Source organism: Streptococcus parasanguinis (assembly GCF_001074805.1).
Taxonomy (GTDB): Bacteria; Bacillota; Bacilli; order Lactobacillales; family Streptococcaceae; genus Streptococcus; species Streptococcus parasanguinis_A.
In genome coordinates this window covers 33,123-50,708 of sequence record NZ_JUPI01000013.1, presented here as the reverse complement: position 1 = coordinate 50,708, position 17,586 = coordinate 33,123, and the positions used below count along the sequence as shown (strand labels likewise).

The window sequence follows — 17,586 nt, the reverse complement described above, 5'->3', positions numbered from 1 at the left end:
TCAGCGAACTTCTACGAAGTTCCATGACTTAGTTTTGAACCTAAAGTTTCAAAACTCCCGAGTTCCTGAAACAATTGTGTTTCAGGAACTTTTCTCACGGCGGAAAGTTTCGACATATGCTTGAATAAGACTAAAAATTAAAAATCAATATTTTTTCAACCACCTCACCTAGGGTTGTACATGTAAAAAAGTTTGTGTTAATTTCAAGATTGGGCGAGCATGTCCAATCTTTTTTCTTCATAAAATTCCAGGAAATGTCTCTTCCTTTTCTTGAGATACTCTTGGAAAAATAGTAAAATGGAAGGTAAGTGTTGATTAGAAAAGAAGGATAGAACATTTCATGAAGAAGAAAATACGGAAGTTTGAGAATCATTCGATAACACGCAGACTCTACCTGCTGTTTAGTTTGATTTGCCTTCTTTTTTTGGTTCTGATTGCCCGACTTGGCTATATGCAGATCTCTCACCAAGCCTACTATACGGATAAATTGGCAAAAGCTACCAAAAAGACGGTCAAACAAGGGAGTGTGCGAGGGCAAATCTATGATGCTTCTGGTAAACCCTTGGTGGAAAATGTGGGAAAACAAGTCTTGACCTTTACGCGGGATCGTAAAATGACGGCCCAAGAAATGCGAGAGACAGCTGGAAAACTCTTGCAGTATGTCGATGTAGAAAATCCTCAAGTGACCGAACGGCAAGAAGTGGATTACTATCTAGCCAATACCAAAGTCTACCAAGAAGTCGTAGAGCACCTGCCTGAGAAAAAGAAATTTGATACTGATGGCAATCGTCTACCAGAAGCTAAAATCTATCAAGCGGCAGTGGACAGCATTGACCCTTCAAAACTCGGTTACACAGATGATGAGAAAAAGATTATCTATCTCTATAGCCAGATGAATGCGGTAGAGAATTTTGCGACGGGGATTATTTCGACGCAAGTACTAGGAGCTGAACAGATTGCGACCATCGCTGCGGACAGTCAGGACCTTCCGGGAATTGCCATCACGACTAGCTGGGACCGCAAGGTTTTGGACACTCCTTTAGCTTCTATTATTGGAAACGTATCGACCGAGCAGGCGGGGCTTCCAGCAGAAGAGGTTGAGGACTATGTCAAAAAAGGTTATGCTCTCAATGACCGGGTTGGTACGTCTTATCTCGAAAAGGAATACGAAAACGTCCTTCAAGGCAAACGCAGTGAAAAAGAAATTCTCCTAGATAAAAATGGCAACATGGAGAAAGTGGTCGATGTTTCAAAAGGGGCCAAAGGAGAAAACCTCAAGCTCTCGATTGATTTAGATTTCCAAAAAGGAGTGGAAGATATCCTTCGCTCCGCCTTTAGCGCAGAGTTGCAAGCTGGAAATGCGACCTACTCCGAAGGTGTCTATGCCGTAGCTCTGGAACCCGATACAGGGAAGGTCCTTGCTATGGCAGGGATTAAACACCAGGCTGGTAGTCAAGATCTATCAGCAGATGCGTTGGGAACAGTCACCAACGTCTTCGTCCCAGGATCTGTGGTCAAAGGAGCGACCTTGACTTCTGGATGGGAAAATGGAGCCATTTCTGGGAATCAGGTTCTGACCGATCAGCCGATTGTTTTTGCAGGATCAGCTCCTATCAATTCTTGGTTTACCCAATACGGTAGTCGTTCCATCAATGCGGTGGAAGCATTGGAATACTCTTCTAATACCTATATGGTCCAAATTGCCCTTAAGATGATGGGGCAACCTTACACCCCAAACATGACCTTGCAAGTGGATCAGGTTGAACCTGCCATGAAAAAACTGCGCTCTACTTTTGCAGAGTATGGTCTTGGAACATCAACGGGGATTGACCTTCCCAATGAATCGACTGGTTTTATTCCAAAAGACTACACAGTCGGCAATTATTTGACCAATGCCTTTGGCCAGTTTGACAACTATACACCGATGCAATTGGCCCAGTATGCGGCAACCGTTGCAAATGATGGGAAGAGGGTGAGTCCTCATGTCGTCGAAGGCATCTATGACAATAATGATCAAGGGGGCCTTGGTCAGTTGAAAAAAGCGATCGAAACCAAGGAGCTCAATCAGGTCCATATCTCAGCGGAGGACATGGCCTTGATCAAGCAAGGGTTCTACCAGGTTGCCAATGGTACGAGTGGGTTGACGACAGGGAAAACCGTCGGTCAAGGTGCTAGTGTCTCCATTAGTGCCAAGACCGGTACGGCAGAAACCACAGTCGATGGAGGCAAACAAGCCATTAATACCAATGTGGTGGCTTATGCACCGTCAAACAATCCAAAGATTGCGGTAGCGGTGGTCTTTCCACATAATACCAATCTACAAGCGACGGTCAGTCATTCCATTACGCGTGACATTATTAACTTATACAATCAGAAACACCCCATGAATTAGAGAGGAAACTATGCTTTATCCAGCACCTATTGCAAAATTAATTGACAGCTATTCGAAGTTGCCAGGAATTGGGATCAAAACAGCGACTCGTCTGGCTTTTTACACCATTGGTATGTCAGATGATGATGTCAATGAATTTGCCAAAAACTTACTGAATGCTAAGCGTGAGCTAGGGTATTGCAGTATTTGTGGCAATTTAACCGATGAAGAAACCTGCGAGATTTGTCGAGATGAAACGAGGGATCCATCCCTTATTCTTGTTGTAGAAGATAGCCGGGATGTATCTGCTATGGAAAATATCCAGGAATACCACGGTCGTTACCATGTCTTGCATGGCTTGATCTCGCCCATGAATGGCGTGGGACCCGATGACATCAATCTCAAGAGTTTGATCAGTCGCTTGATGGATGGAACAGTCACAGAAGTCATTGTTGCGACCAATGCGACGGCAGACGGGGAAGCGACATCTATGTATATCTCGCGTGTGCTCAAGCCAGCAGGGATCAAAGTGACCCGTTTGGCACGAGGACTGGCTGTTGGAGCCGATATCGAGTATGCGGACGAAGTGACCTTGCTTCGCGCGATTGAAAATCGGACAGAATTATAAGAGAAGTTCTTTCGAAAGGGCTATCATTGTGGTATACTATCAAGTAAGAAATCAAGGGAACAATTAGGGAGAAACTATGAGTAAACAAGACTTAATCCTGTTGTATGGTGGACGTAGTGCAGAACGTGAAGTATCTGTTCTTTCAGCAGAAAGCGTGATGCGCGCGATTGATTACCAAGCATTTTCGGTTCAAACCTACTTTATTACGCAGTCAGGAGACTTCATCCAGACGCAAGCTTTTGAAGAGAAACCAGCGGATGATGAGAAATTGATGACCAATGAGACAGTGGACTGGTCTAAAAAAGTGGCTCCATCTGGGATTTACAAGGAAGGAGCAGTGGTCTTTCCAGTTCTTCATGGACCGATGGGAGAAGATGGTTCCATTCAAGGATTCTTAGAAGTCTTGAAAATGCCTTATGTCGGCTGTGGTATCCTAGCTTCTAGTGTTGCGATGGACAAGATTACCACCAAACGGGTTTTGGAATCTGCAGGGATTCCACAAGTTCCTTATGTAGCTGTAGTGGAAGGCGATGACATTGATGAGAAAATTGCTGCAATTGAAGCCAATCTCTCTTATCCTGTCTTTACCAAACCATCCAATATGGGCTCTAGTGTAGGGATTTCAAAATCTGAAAACCAAACAGAGCTTCGGGCTGCTCTCGAATTGGCCTTCAAATACGATAGCCGTGTCTTAGTAGAACAAGGGGTTAATGCGCGTGAGATCGAAGTTGGACTACTTGGAAACTATGATGTGAAGAGCACCTTGCCAGGTGAAGTTGTGAAAGATGTGGCCTTCTATGATTATGATGCCAAATACATCGACAACAAAATTACCATGGCGATTCCAGCTCAATTGGACCCTGAGGTTGTGAAAACTATGCGGACCAACGCAGAAAAAGCCTTTCGTGCGATCGGTGGTCTAGGCTTAGCTCGTTGTGATTTCTTCTATACCGATAAAGGAGAGATCTTCTTAAACGAGCTCAATACCATGCCAGGCTTTACCCAATGGTCTATGTATCCCTTGCTTTGGGACAATATGGGTCTCAACTATACAGATTTGATCACCAAGTTAGTAGAGCTTGGAAAAGAAGTCTTCCAAAAACACGAAGCGCATTTGTTGTAAGAAAGAGGCCATCGCTTGGTGGCTTTTTTTGTGGTCTAGAATATGGTATAATGAGAAGAATTTGAAACGAGCGTCTAGACCTTTGGGGACGACGCTACGGAGAACTGAGGAGTCGGATATGAATCTCACATTACATGAAGTTGCTCATCTAGTACATGCAAAAAATGATATCAGCCAATATGAAGATGTGGCCCTCATCAAGCCTGAATTTGACAGCCGTTTGATTGGGCCTGGAGACATTTTTGTTCCGTTAAAGGGAGCGCGTGATGGTCATGATTTCATCGAGACCGCTTTTGAAAATGGAGCCGTAGCCACTTTTTCAGAGAAAGTGATCGAAGGCCACCCTTATATTTTGGTGGAAGATGTATTGAGCGCATTTCAAACATTGGCTGCAGCCTATCTTCAAAAGACAAAAGTGGATGTTTTTGCGGTGACAGGGTCAAATGGTAAAACAACCACAAAAGATATGTTGGCACAGCTTTTGTCCACTACCTACCTGACCTATAAAACACAGGGAAACTATAATAATGAAATTGGTCTTCCTTATACAGTTCTCCATATGCCAGAAGGGACAGACAAACTCGTCCTTGAAATGGGGCAAGACCATCTAGGAGATATCCATCTCTTGTCAGAACTGGCGCATCCCAAGGTTGCTATTGTCACCTTAATTGGGGAAGCCCATTTGGAATTTTTCAAAGATCGAAGCGAGATCGCAAAAGGAAAACTCCAAATTGCGGATGGCATGCCAGAAGGTGGCCTTCTGGTGGTTCCAGCTGATCCGATCGTGAATGCCTACCTTCCTGAAAAACAAAAAGTGGTCCGCTTTGGTCCAGACGAGGAGATTTTTATTACCGAGTTGGTAGAGCGAAAGGATAGCTTAACTTTCCGTGCTAATTTCTTAGAAGAAGCGATTGACCTGCCAGTAACAGGCAAATACAATGCGACCAATGCCATGATTGCAGCTTATGTTGCCCTGCAAGAAGGAGTGAGCGAAGCGGCGATTCGTGATAATTTTGCTACCTTACAATTGACGCGTAACCGCACGGAATGGAAAAAGGCCAGTAACGGAGCAGATATTTTATCCGATGTCTACAATGCTAATCCGACGGCTATGCGCTTGATTTTAGAAACCTTCTCGACTATTCCTGCCAATCCAAATGGCCGAAAATTAGCCGTCCTTGCAGATATGAAAGAACTAGGGGAGCAATCGGTAGATCTGCACAACCAAATGATTCTCAGCCTCTCGCCGGATGTCTTGGATACCGTTATTTTCTATGGGCAAGACATTGCGGGCTTGGCTCAATTAGCGAGTCAGATGTTCCCACTTGGACATGTCTATTATTTCAAAAAGACCGCTGAGGAAGACCAGTTTGAGGACATGGTCAAACAAGTCAAGGAAAGCTTAAAAGAGCAGGACCAAATCCTCATCAAGGGAAGCAATTCCATGCATTTAGCCAAATTGGTAGAGGAATTAGAAAAAGCCTAGCAAATGTGAAGGAAGTTATACAAAAATAGGCTACTATAAACTAAAGGAATAGAAAAATGACACTTTGGGATTTATTGTTTACGAACCAAAAATCAGCCCCGCCTGAGTTTGGACTCTGGTATGTTTTCCTACCAGCTTCCTTGTTGGTGGTTGGCTATTTTTCCATCAAATATGCACAGTCTAAAAGCTACCAACGCTTTTGGTATTGGGCACAATTGATTCAAGTCTTAACCATCAATGCTTGGTATATTCTAGCCCACATGCCTTTGACAGACAATTTACCTTTTTATCATTGTCGCTTGGCTATGCTTGCGATCCTCTTTGCTCCTAGAGGAACCTATATCAAGCAATATTTTGCCTTGTTGGGTGTTCTAGGATCCATTGCGGCTTTGGTTTACCCGGCCTTTGACCCCTTCCCATTCCCCCATATTACTGTACTCAACCTGATTTTTAGTCACTGGGCCTTGTTTGCCAATAGTTTGATTTACCTACAGGATTTTTATCAGTCGGAAAAACAGGACACCTTACGGATTGTTAAGATCACCTTTGGTATGAATGCAGTCATCTTTTTGGTCAATCTTTTGACCAGAGGAGATTACGGCTTCTTACGACGTCCACCAATCATTGGAGACCACGGTGCTCTCTTGAACTACCTCTTGGTCAGCATCGTGATGGTGGCTGGTATTTGCTTGGTCAACCAGCGCTACAAATACAAGATGGTTGAAGAGACTGTCGTTTCGCGTTCGGAATAGAAAAAAGAGTAGATGAGGGAAAGAAATCATGGCACTTTGGGACTTATTTTTCACTAGTCAACCAACCTCCCCTCCTCAATTGGGGGTCTGGTATTTCTTATTGCCGACTTCTTTGGTAGTGGTGGGAGTTCTGTCTGTTCGATTTGCTCACTCCAAAAGCTACCAAACCTTTTGGTATTGGGGGCAGTTGATCCAGTTGCTCATCATCAACTCTTGGTATTTAGTAGCTCGCTTGCCTTTTTCAGAGAGTCTTCCCTTCTATCATAGCCGGATGGCCATGTGGATTATCCTTTTGGCCCCCAAGGGAAGCTTCAAGCAATATTTTGCCCTCGTGGGAGTCTTTGGTTCCATTATGGCCTTGGTTCATCCTGTTTTTTATCCCTACCCTTTTCCTCACGTTTCCTCGATCAACAATGTCTTTGGTCACTGGGCCCTCTTGGCCAACTGCCTAATCTATCTGGTTCAATCCTACCAGGTGGAAGAAGGGGCTGTTTGGAAGATCTGTCAGATGACTTTTGGAGTCAATGCTATTATTGTTCTAGCCAACCTTGTAACGGGCGGAAACTATGGCTTTCTGCGTCGGCCACCTGTGCTAGGAGACCATGGCCTTGTGCTCAACTATTTGATCGTGACAGTCCTAATGACGGGGACACTGATCCTCATCAATACGATCGTTCAGTACAGTAAGAAAAGAAGAATACCTGAATCTGTTTAAATAAGGAGACTTTATGCATCATTTTTTCACTACAGAATCAACAGCACCACCAGCAATCTCAGCACTTTGGTATAGTGTGATGGTCTTGTTCGTTGTGACAGCGATCATGATGTCACTTCGCTATTATCAGAATGAGCAATTTCGCAAATGCTTTCAATACTTACAAGGCTTCCAGTTAATTTGCTTGTATCTTTGGTATTTTGCCTACCACATTCCTTGGTCCAACAGTTTACCATTTTATCATTGCCGCTTGGCCATGTTTGCGGTCTTGTTTTTACCAGACAGATGGAAAAGCAAACAGTTCTTTGCCTTGATGGGAGTGAGTGGAGCCATCTTTGCTTTGGGCTATCCAGTCTTTGATCCCTACACTTTCCCTCATATTACGAGCTTTTCTTTCCTCCTCGGACATTACTGTCTCCTGATCAATTCCTTGATTTATCTCCTGAGATGGTATGATCGAAACCTCTTAAAAAATAGTCAGATTGTTCTCTATACCTTTGTTTTAGATTTATTCCTGGTTGGAGTCAATCAATTGACGGGAGGTAATTATGGTTTGATGGCCCGCCCTCCGATTATGAGAGGGGATAAAGTCTGGCTCAACTACCTGGTTGTATCTAGTATTTTAGCCCTTGCTTTATTACTCTTTAATCAGATCTTCAGTCGCAGAAGTGAGCGGGTGAAAGTGAGAAAATAACCAGTATAAAGGTTGGGGCATCTCTGTCTCAACCCTGTTTTATATCAAAGGAGAATATATGAAGCGTTTCTTGCTAATGATCTCCCTCGTTTGGAGTTTGTTTTGTACAATAACGACAGCACATGCGGATGAAGAAGTTCGCTATTCGATTGAATCCTATGTGGGTCACCTCCAATTGCAGGAAGATAGCCAGGCAACATTTACACAAGAGATCACCTATCAGTTTCAGACAGGCTATCATGGTCAATATGTGACCTTAGGAAGCGCTGATCCTCTTCCAAAAGGGTTTAAGATTCATCGTCATCCTGAGGTGGAAGCCTATGTGGATGGGGAAAAACGAGAGATTCGTGTAGAGGAAACAGACCTGGAAGATGGCCGTCAATTAAAAATATACAATGCCCGTATCGTCGGTGGCACGGTCAAGATCAAAGTGAAATGGAAGATTGATCATCTCTTGACTTTCTACAAGGATATTGCAGAATTGAACTGGTTTCCTATTTCAGATGGAGATGAGAAAGTCGCGAAATTAGATTTTTATGTGGATGGCTTGGATGCCAAGCAGGGAAAACTGTATGCCCATACTGGTTACTTTAATCCACCAGCCCAAGTCGAACAGACTGCAACTGGTTATCATATTTGGACAAAGAATTTTCCAAAAAATGGAAAGCTCGAACTGCATGCCTATTGGCCAATGACAGAAGCCCTGCGTCGAGACCAAGCAAATGAGATTAACAAGGGAAATGGAAAAGAGAAATTTCTCAAAAAAGAGAAATCCATTGAACAAAAAACGTTCCTCTATCGGACTCTTCTACTCAAGGTTGTACCAATTGTATCGATTCTTTTATTTATTCTCGCTTTCATTCCATGGATCCGGTATTTTATCAGTACCAGAACTCGTCGGATTGCAAAAGGAGTACGATTATACGAACCACCACAGAATTTACCTCCTCTTGTCCTAGCTAAGGCACTGTATCAACTTGATTTTGAACGGATGGTGATGTCTAGAGAGAAGGGCCAACTAAAATTTAATCATCTCATTCAAGCAACCATGTTAGATCTTATTGATCGAGGAAATCTTCGTTTGACGAGAGATGAAAATGGGGAAACCCTGACTTGCCTTCACCATGAAGGCTTGGCTGATTTTGAATTGAAGTTTATTGAAATGATCTTTGATCAAGAAACTGAAATCAATATCAGTGAAGTATTTTCAAGGTATAAAATCGACAAAGCAGCCTTAAAAAAAGATTTTCGAGCTGCTAAATCAGACACACAACGAGACCGTATTCGAAAAGTCGGAAGTGCCGTTCAATCGCTTTTAAAAAAGGATGCCCAGCAATTGTCAAAAGGTGTCGACAAGGAGATTGCGAAATTAGGATTGCCCTCTTATTTTAGAGACTTAACTGAGAAAGAAGAAGCCCTTTCAAAAACAGGTTGTGCCCTACACTTTTGGCTCTTACTGATCTTATTCGTGAGTATGTGTTTCTTATCTTTTGGATTTGGTTCATATCTATCTTCCTTCTATTTTTGGATGATTGTATTGTTGGTCGTCTTCTTCATTCCATTTTATATTGTTGTAAAACTTCGTGAAGATCATCTACAATCTTTAGAAAACTTGGATGCACAATTTAAATGGATGGCCTTTCGAAATATGATCGAAAGTATTCCAAATTTCAACCAAGCAGAACTTGAGAGTGTCATCCTATGGAATCGCATCTTAGTCTATGCAACCCTGTATGGCCAAGCAAAAAAAGTGAGCCAGGTACTCAAAAATCATCAGATTTCCTTACCATATGAAGACTGGGACACTGTTCTTTGGCTAACAACCTCCCCAAATACCTTCCTAGACGGCTCTACCTTGATGAACTATGCAGATGATTCCTATAGTGTTTCAAGCTTCTCTATTAACTCTTCAGATGGCAGTGGCGGCTTTGACGGCGGTGGCTTCTCTGATGGTGGAGGTGGTGGAGGATTTGGTGCCTTTTGATAGCCGTGAAAAGAAGACTAGAATCTACGGATTTTGGTCTTTTTTTGCGTCCCCAAAAAGATCCATCATTGAAAAAAGTGCCTCTTTTCGCTATAATAGAAAAGATAGAGAAATTGAGGAGAAATCCGATGTAGAGATGAATTTGTAAATTTATCAAAAAATAAGAAGAGAAAGAATTAGGAACATGAACGTACAAGAAGAAATTAAAAAACGCCGTACCTTTGCCATCATCTCCCACCCGGATGCTGGTAAAACGACGATTACTGAGCAGTTGCTCTACTTTGGTGGGGAGATTCGGGAAGCCGGTACTGTCAAAGGGAAGAAAACAGGAAACTTTGCTAAATCCGACTGGATGGATATCGAGAAACAACGTGGGATTTCGGTAACCTCATCTGTCATGCAGTTTGACTACGATGGAAAACGCGTTAATATCCTTGATACCCCAGGGCACGAGGACTTCTCAGAAGATACTTACCGGACCTTGATGGCGGTGGATGCGGCGGTTATGGTCGTAGACTCTGCTAAAGGGATCGAGGCTCAAACCAAGAAATTGTTTGAGGTTGTGAAACACCGTGGCATTCCAGTCTTTACCTTTATGAACAAGCTGGACCGTGATGGACGTGAGCCATTGGACCTCTTGCAAGAATTGGAAGAAGTCTTGGGCATCGCAAGTTACCCAATGAACTGGCCGATCGGGATGGGGAAAGCCTTTGAGGGGCTTTACGACCTCTATAATCAACGCTTGGAACTCTACAAAGGGGATGAACGTTTTGCCAGTCTAGAAGATGGAGACAAGCTCTTTGCCAACAATCCATTCTACGAGCAGGTGAAAGACGATATCGAACTTTTGCAAGAAGCTGGAAATGAATTCTCAGAAGAAGCCATCCTTGCGGGTGAATTAACTCCAGTTTTCTTTGGTTCGGCTCTTACTAACTTTGGGGTGCAGACTTTCTTGGAAACCTTCCTCAAGTTTGCTCCAGAACCACACGGCCACAAGAAGACCGATGGAGAAATGGTCGATCCTTATGACAAGGATTTCTCAGGCTTTGTCTTTAAAATCCAAGCCAACATGGACCCTCGTCACCGTGACCGGATTGCCTTTGTGCGGATCGTATCGGGTGAATTTGAGCGTGGGATGAGTGTCAACCTGCCTCGTACTGGTAAGGGCGCTAAGCTATCAAATGTCACCCAGTTTATGGCCGAAAGCCGTGAGAATGTCAGCAATGCCGTAGCAGGAGACATCATCGGGGTCTACGATACAGGGACTTATCAGGTTGGGGATACGCTGACAGTTGGTAAAAACAAGTTCGAATTTGAACCACTGCCAACCTTTACCCCTGAAATTTTCATGAAGGTGTCTGCCAAGAACGTTATGAAGCAAAAATCCTTCCACAAAGGGATTGAGCAATTGGTGCAAGAAGGAGCTATCCAGCTCTATACCAACTACCAAACAGGTGAATACATGTTAGGTGCGGTTGGGCAACTCCAGTTTGAAGTCTTTAAGCACCGGATGGAAAATGAATACAATGCCGAAGTGGTCATGAGCCCAATGGGTAAAAAGACCGTTCGCTGGATCAAACCAGAAGACTTGGATGAGCGCATGTCTTCAAGCCGAAATATCTTGGCTAAGGACCGCTTTGACCAGCCAGTCTTCCTCTTTGAAAATGACTTTGCCCTCCGCTGGTTTGCGGACAAGTATCCAGACGTTGAGTTGGAAGAAAAGATGGGATAAGGAACGTTTTCAAAACCGATCCATAACAATAGAAATAAGAAAACGGAAGCTTATCCGTTTTCGCTTTTAAAGGAGAAATGATGGGATTATTAAGTGGTTTGATGGGCAATGCCTCTCAAAAAAATGTTGACAAAGTAGAAAGAGATCTGGAAGATATTTTGGTGCCGGGAGAGCAAGTCACTCTCGCTTTTAGCCTGATTCGTGATTTGATCGTCTTTACCGAATTTCGTTTGATCTTGGTGGATAAGCAAGGAGTAACAGGAAAGAAGACATCCTACAAATCCCTTCCTTATCGCTCGATCTCTCGATTTTCAGTCGAAACTTCCGGTCATTTTGATTTGGATGCCGAATTAAAAATCTGGGTCTCTTCTGCAGTCGAGCCTTCAGAAGTTTTACAATTCAAGAGTGACAGCAGCGTCATTGAAATCCAGCAAGCATTAGCCAGTGCAGTTTTTAAATAAAAATATCATTTTGATAGAGAACAGTTGAGAAAGGAGACGGAATGTTTATCGAAAAACAATTGGGTCAAGATCGGAAATGGATCAATATCGACTCGGATATGATTGCTGAAAACTCATATCTTTATAAAAAATACGAGATTGACAAAGAAACCATTGAGTACGCGATGGATAAGAACGAACGTGCCCATATGGATTATAATCGAGAAAACGGTACGATCACATTTATCTACAATGTATTGGATTTAGAAAAGGACAAGGAATACTACGAAACCATCCCTATGACCTTTATCGTTCAAGATACGCGACTCGTGACCATCAGTAACCAGGACAATGCCTATATCATTGAACAAATGGTTCGCTATTTGGAAAGCCATGGGGAGTTGTCGATCTATAAGTTGCTTTTTGCAGGTCTTGAAATGATCAGTAATGCTTATTATCCGATTATTGATCGCTTAGATAAGCACAAGGATGAACTCAATCGTTTGCTTCGAAAGACAACGACGACCAAGAATCTTTATGCCCTGTCTGACCTTGAGACCGGTATGGTGTATCTGGTCGCAGCAGCCAAGCAGAATCGGATGTTGCTAGAACATATTAAAGCGCATGCCATTTATCGCAGGATGAATGATGTTGAAAAAGAGCAGTTTGATGATGCCATGATCGAAGCGCGTCAGTTGGCTTCGATGACTGAGTTGATTTCCAATGTCTTGCAACAGTTGTCAGGATCTTACAACAATATCCTAAACAACAACTTGAATGACAACTTGACAACCCTAACCATCTTTGAAGCCTTGTTGGCGGTTTTAGCCGTTATCACCGGTTTCTTTGGAATGAATATCCCTCTTCCGATGACAAAGGATCCCAATGCTTGGATTTATGTATCCGTATGTAGCTTTATATTATGGCTCATTTTGGGAAAGGTTATGCGGTGGATTGTGAAACAAAGATAAAAAAGAGGCTTGGATAAATCCGAGCCTCTTCGTATCTAGAATAATCTGAGAAATAGGAACCATCTAGACACCTGCCCTCCTCTCCAAAGAAGGGGCAGTGTGAATAGTTCATTGACTGTACAAAATCTTCTTGGAAATAGTAGGAGTAGATTTAATAGTACTGAGTGGTTCTAAATAAATCAGAACGTAGAATAAATCGTTGAATCAGATAAAATGATCCTATTTCTTTATACAGAAATATTTTAGATACTAACTGTATTATACATATTTATTTGTAAAAACGCAAGAACTACCAAAAAAAGTTTTTCCGAAGTTTTTATACTCCTATGATGAAGTATATGAAATGGTTACAAGAAGAAAACCAGTCCTGGCAAGGTTTAGGGGCGTTTTTATAATCTTAAGCTATCTAAGATTTTTTCCTAAAAAATAAAATTAGTCTCCTGTGACTATCATTTACCTCTTCATTGTGTTATACTAGATAAGTTGCAAACTTGTATGAGAGAAATGCTGGGGAGATGGAACAATTAGAAAAGGAATGTTGGTCAATCTCCCACAAGGAGGATCTTGGTGTCTTTTCGTTTGGAAAACGACTTTAATCAACCATATCCGCTAGTGCGAAAACATTTTTCGCAGAAGGGAATTCCATAAAAAAACGATTGGGTTTTTCTTTAGATGAGTCTTGCGACAGGTAACCGGGAAGGAGACTTCCTATGCAATCAGTGCGTTTTCGCATTGAAAGAAGTGTGATAAAGTGGCTTCGCACCACTTTTTAGAAAGAAGAAAGAATTGAAATTCAACGAATTTAACTTATCTGCTGAATTATTAGCAGAAATCGAAAAAGCTGGCTTTGTAGAAGCAAGCCCCATCCAAGAACAAACCATTCCTTTGGCCCTTGAAGGAATAGATGTCATTGGTCAGGCACAAACAGGGACCGGTAAAACGGCTGCTTTTGGTCTTCCAACTTTGGAGAAGATTGATGTTGATAACACAGTAATCCAAGCCCTTGTTATTGCCCCGACACGTGAGTTGGCGGTTCAAAGTCAGGAAGAACTCTTCCGTTTTGGACGCAGCAAGGGTGTCAAAGTCCGCTCTGTCTATGGTGGATCAAGCATCGAAAAGCAAATCAAAGCCTTGAAGTCAGGTGCTCATATCGTTGTGGGAACACCTGGACGCTTGCTAGATTTGATCAAGCGCAAGGCCTTGAAACTCGATCATATTGAAACCTTGATCTTGGATGAAGCAGATGAAATGCTCAACATGGGCTTCTTGGAAGATATCGAAGCCATCATTAGCCGTGTTCCAGAAACACGCCAAACCTTGCTCTTTTCAGCAACGATGCCAGAAGCCATCAAACGCATCGGTGTGCAGTTTATGAAAGAGCCAGAACACGTTAAGATTGCGGCCAAAGAATTGACAACCGATTTGGTCGATCAATACTATATTCGTGTCAAAGAAGGCGAAAAATTTGATACCATGACTCGATTGATGGATGTCGAGCAACCTGAACTTGCCATCGTCTTTGGTCGGACAAAACGCCGGGTTGATGAATTGACTCGTGGCTTGAAGATTCGTGGTTTCCGGGCAGAAGGAATTCACGGAGATTTGGATCAAAACAAACGTCTCCGAGTCCTTCGTGACTTTAAAAATGGGAACTTGGACGTCTTAGTAGCAACAGACGTTGCGGCACGTGGCTTGGATATTTCAGGTGTTACCCATGTCTACAACTACGATATCCCACAAGATCCAGAAAGCTATGTTCACCGGATCGGACGGACAGGTCGTGCTGGGAAAACAGGGCAATCCATTACTTTTGTATCGCCAAATGAAATGGGCTATTTGCAAATCATTGAGAACTTGACCAAAAAGCGGATGAAGGGAATGAAACCTGCAACAGCAGAAGAAGCCTTCCAAGCGAAAAAACAAGTAGCGCTGAAGAAAATTGAGCGAGACTTTGAAGATGAAAAAATCCGGACCAACTTTGAGAAGTTTGGTAAGGATGCTCGCAAATTGGCTGCAGAATTCACTCCTGAAGAATTGGCTATGTATATTTTGAGCTTGACCGTTCAAGATCCAGACAGCCTTCCAGAAGTTGAAATTGCGCGTGAAAAACCATTGCCATTCAAACCATCCGGTGGTGGCTTTGGTGGAAAAGGCAAAAGTGGCCGTGGAAATGGCCGTCGTGGAGACCAACGTCGTGACCGCAATCGCAGAGATGACCGTGAAGGTGGACGCCGTGATTTCAAACGTAAGTCCAATAAAAATAGCCGAGACTTTGAAGGCAAGGGCAACAAACGTCCTCATCGTACTTCCAATGAAAAGAAAAATGGATTTGTCATCCGCAATAAAGGGGATAAATAAGTCCGAAGGAACGGTCTATTGCTAGACCGTTTTTTTATATGAAAAATAAAAAATACAAGGGTTAACCAGCTGTTAACCCTTGTATATTTATAAGGAGACCTAAATGATAACTGACTCTTTTAGAAAAAATGTATCATGATAAGGAGCATCCAAAAAAGTCAGACAACAGAAAGAATGGATTCCTAAAATGGGATATTTCTGTTAACATATTAAGTCTACAATTATTTCCAAGCCTTGTCAAGGATTTTTTCTTATTTTTTTAAAATTTTTGACTAGAAAAATAAAAATTGACAATCTCTTCTAAAAGGTTATAATGAATATAATAACTATACTAATTAAAAAGAGGTGTCGCCCATGGTGATTGCATTAAAAAATGATGATCTAGAAGTACAATTTAAGACATTTGGTGGGGAATTGAGCTCCATTCGAAGTAAGGAAGGCATAGAATATCTCTGGCAGGGGGATCCAGAGTATTGGTCAGGACAAGCGCCGGTTCTGTTTCCGATTTGCGGGAGTGTTCGTAATGGCCAAGTACAGTATCATCTAAAAGCTGGAGTGAAGACAGGCCAGCTTCCAAGACACGGCCTCATTCGCAAGAGAGAGTTTGAACTCAAAGAACAAACAGACCATCGTCTTGTCTTTGAAATCACCTCTAACGAAGAGAGCCTGCAAAATTATCCCTACCATTTTCGAGTTGAAATCGTTTATGAATTACAAGGGAAAGAAATCACCATCACCTATCGTGTACAAAATCTAGAGTCTGATCAAGTCATGCCTTATTTCATTGGAGGGCATCCAGCCTTTCATTGTCCCCTTTTAGCAGATGAAGACTATGAAGACTACGAGTTGATTTTTGAAAAAGAAGAAAGCTGTAGTGTCCCTCTCTTGTTCACAGAAACTGGATTGGTCGATCGCCTGCAGCGGACGCCATTTTTCGATCATAAGCGTAGCCTACCTTTGCGACATGAACTATTTGAAAAAGATGCCATTATTTTAGATCAGTTAGCCTCTAAATCTGTGAAGCTTATCTCGAAAAAGTCAGGTAAAGGTTTGGAATTTGATTTTGCAGATTTTGAAAATCTGGTCCTTTGGTCTACTAATAACAAGGGCCCCTTCATTGCCTTAGAGCCTTGGACAGGTATTTCCACATCTGCAGAAGAGGGCGATTTCTTCGAAGACAAAAAAGGTGTGATCCAGTTGGACCCTCAAGAGACACGGAGTCACCAGTACCGTATCACCATTTTGTAAATGAAAAACCGTTGGACTATGGAGTCCGACGGTTCTTTTTGATATAGTTTAGCTTTGCTTGGCGGGATTTCTTTTTAAAGAGAGCCTCGGCAGACATAGCAGAGGGTTTATCTGGATAGGATTCTTGATAAAGAAGTTTAACGGGGAGGCGAGCCCGTGTGTATTTGGCGCCTTTTCCAGCATTGTGAGTCTTTAGGCGTTTTTCGACATCCGTGGTGTAGCCAGTGTAGAGGGAGCCATCCGCACACTCTAGGACATACATGTAAGCCTTAGTTTCCATAGTAGATCTCATGAATCTCGTCTGTATAGCTGCCGTCTTCATTGTGAATAAAGAGGGGAGGCAGAATTTTTAAACCATCCAGTGAGCCATCCTTGATCGCCTCAATCAACAACATATTCGCCTCTTTGGTCACTTTGGGATAGACAAACTGGATCCGCTTAGGTGCAAGATTGTAACGCTTCATGGTTTCAATGATATCTAAAAAGCGATCTGGACGATGGACCATCGCAAAGCGGCCATTTGATTTGAGAACCCGCTGGGCCACATGGCAAATCTCATCTAAGTTGGTCGTAATTTCATGCCGAGCTAAGAGGTAGTGTTCACTCTCATTGAGATTGGAATGTTCATCTACCTTGAAATAAGGAGGATTGCAGAGGATGATATCCACCTTACTCCCCTTGATGTGTTGAGGCAAATGCTTGAGGTCATCGGTGATCATGGACATTTGCTGGTTCAAGCCATTGAGAGCAATGGAGCGGGTAGCCATATCCGCTAGACGTTCCTGAATTTCGACACCAATGATCTGGGCCTCTGTCCGAGTGCTTGCAAAGAGTCCCACAGCCCCATTTCCAGCGCAGAGATCTACGATCAAGCCCCGCTTGGGCAATTTTGGAAAGCGCGAGAGCAGGACGCTATCCACGGAGTAACTAAAGACTTCCCGATTTTGTATAATTTTCACATCACTTGAAAAAAGTTGATTGACGCGCTCGCCGTCTTTTAATTCGATATCTGTCATGGCTCTATTATAGCATGAAAAGAGGCTTGGGGAAAGATCGATAAAACATAAAAAGTTGAGAGTTTTAC

15 protein-coding genes are annotated in these 17,586 nt (G+C 42.7%); 13 read left to right on the top strand and 2 right to left on the bottom strand.

The features are described 5' to 3' along the window. The first annotated feature begins 340 nt into the window (after positions 1–340). The 13 genes from pbp2b to ADI76_RS00950 all read left to right on the top strand — a co-directional run bounded on the left by pbp2b (position 341) and on the right by ADI76_RS00950 (position 16,502). Positions 341–2,392 (top strand): penicillin-binding protein PBP2B, encoded by a 2,052-nt coding sequence (gene pbp2b, locus ADI76_RS01010; RefSeq protein WP_049514102.1) that lies wholly within the window; start codon positions 341–343, stop codon positions 2,390–2,392. Positions 2,393–2,402: 10 nt separating this feature from the next. Then, positions 2,403–2,999: a recombination mediator RecR gene (gene recR, locus ADI76_RS01005; RefSeq protein ID WP_003002450.1), complete on the top strand. Its 597-nt coding sequence runs from the start codon at positions 2,403–2,405 to the stop codon at positions 2,997–2,999. Positions 3,000–3,075: 76 nt separating this feature from the next. Then, positions 3,076–4,122 carry a D-alanine--D-alanine ligase gene (locus tag ADI76_RS01000; protein ID WP_049514099.1) on the top strand — a complete coding sequence of 349 codons (1,047 nt, stop codon included), beginning with the start codon at positions 3,076–3,078 and terminating at the stop codon, positions 4,120–4,122. Positions 4,123–4,240: 118 nt separating this feature from the next. Next, a complete protein-coding gene (locus tag ADI76_RS00995) occupies positions 4,241–5,608 on the top strand; it encodes a UDP-N-acetylmuramoyl-tripeptide--D-alanyl-D-alanine ligase (RefSeq protein WP_049514097.1) in 1,368 nt (455 codons plus the stop codon). A 56-nt stretch (positions 5,609–5,664) separates the two neighbouring features. Beyond that, the gene (locus tag ADI76_RS00990; protein WP_024055152.1) at positions 5,665–6,360 is read left to right on the top strand and encodes a TIGR02206 family membrane protein; all 696 of its coding nucleotides are present in this window, start codon (positions 5,665–5,667) and stop codon (positions 6,358–6,360) included. 28 nt (positions 6,361–6,388) lie between these two features. Then, on the top strand, positions 6,389–7,075 hold the full coding sequence (locus ADI76_RS00985) for a TIGR02206 family membrane protein (protein WP_049514095.1): 687 nt from the start codon (positions 6,389–6,391) through the stop codon (positions 7,073–7,075). Positions 7,076–7,088: 13 nt separating this feature from the next. Beyond that, positions 7,089–7,769, top strand: coding sequence for a TIGR02206 family membrane protein (locus ADI76_RS00980; protein WP_049514092.1), 681 nt, complete (start codon positions 7,089–7,091; stop codon positions 7,767–7,769). Between the two features lie 58 nt (positions 7,770–7,827). After that, positions 7,828–9,753, top strand: a complete 1,926-nt coding sequence (locus tag ADI76_RS00975) for a DUF2207 domain-containing protein (protein WP_049514090.1) — start codon at positions 7,828–7,830, stop codon at positions 9,751–9,753. Between the two features lie 184 nt (positions 9,754–9,937). Further along, complete coding sequence (locus tag ADI76_RS00970) at positions 9,938–11,485, top strand: peptide chain release factor 3 (RefSeq protein ID WP_003012237.1); 1,548 nt, start codon at positions 9,938–9,940, stop codon at positions 11,483–11,485. 80 nt (positions 11,486–11,565) lie between these two features. Then, complete coding sequence (locus tag ADI76_RS00965) at positions 11,566–11,946, top strand: PH domain-containing protein (protein WP_004219989.1); 381 nt, start codon at positions 11,566–11,568, stop codon at positions 11,944–11,946. Positions 11,947–11,987: 41 nt separating this feature from the next. Continuing rightward, positions 11,988–12,896: a magnesium transporter CorA family protein gene (locus ADI76_RS00960; protein WP_003006305.1), complete on the top strand. Its 909-nt coding sequence runs from the start codon at positions 11,988–11,990 to the stop codon at positions 12,894–12,896. Between the two features lie 786 nt (positions 12,897–13,682). Next, positions 13,683–15,254: a DEAD/DEAH box helicase gene (locus tag ADI76_RS00955; RefSeq protein WP_049514088.1), complete on the top strand. Its 1,572-nt coding sequence runs from the start codon at positions 13,683–13,685 to the stop codon at positions 15,252–15,254. Positions 15,255–15,608: 354 nt separating this feature from the next. Continuing rightward, positions 15,609–16,502, top strand: coding sequence for an aldose 1-epimerase family protein (locus tag ADI76_RS00950; RefSeq protein WP_049514086.1), 894 nt, complete (start codon positions 15,609–15,611; stop codon positions 16,500–16,502). 16 nt (positions 16,503–16,518) lie between these two features. Here ADI76_RS00950 and ADI76_RS00945 read toward each other — a convergent pair whose 3' ends face one another. Further along, positions 16,519–16,782 (bottom strand): GIY-YIG nuclease family protein, encoded by a 264-nt coding sequence (locus ADI76_RS00945; RefSeq protein ID WP_004219743.1) that lies wholly within the window; start codon positions 16,780–16,782, stop codon positions 16,519–16,521. Next, positions 16,772–17,518, bottom strand: coding sequence for a tRNA1(Val) (adenine(37)-N6)-methyltransferase (locus ADI76_RS00940; protein ID WP_049514084.1), 747 nt, complete (start codon positions 17,516–17,518; stop codon positions 16,772–16,774). Before ADI76_RS00940 ends, ADI76_RS00945 begins: the two co-directional genes overlap by 11 nt. Between the last annotated feature and the right edge of the window lie 68 nt (positions 17,519–17,586).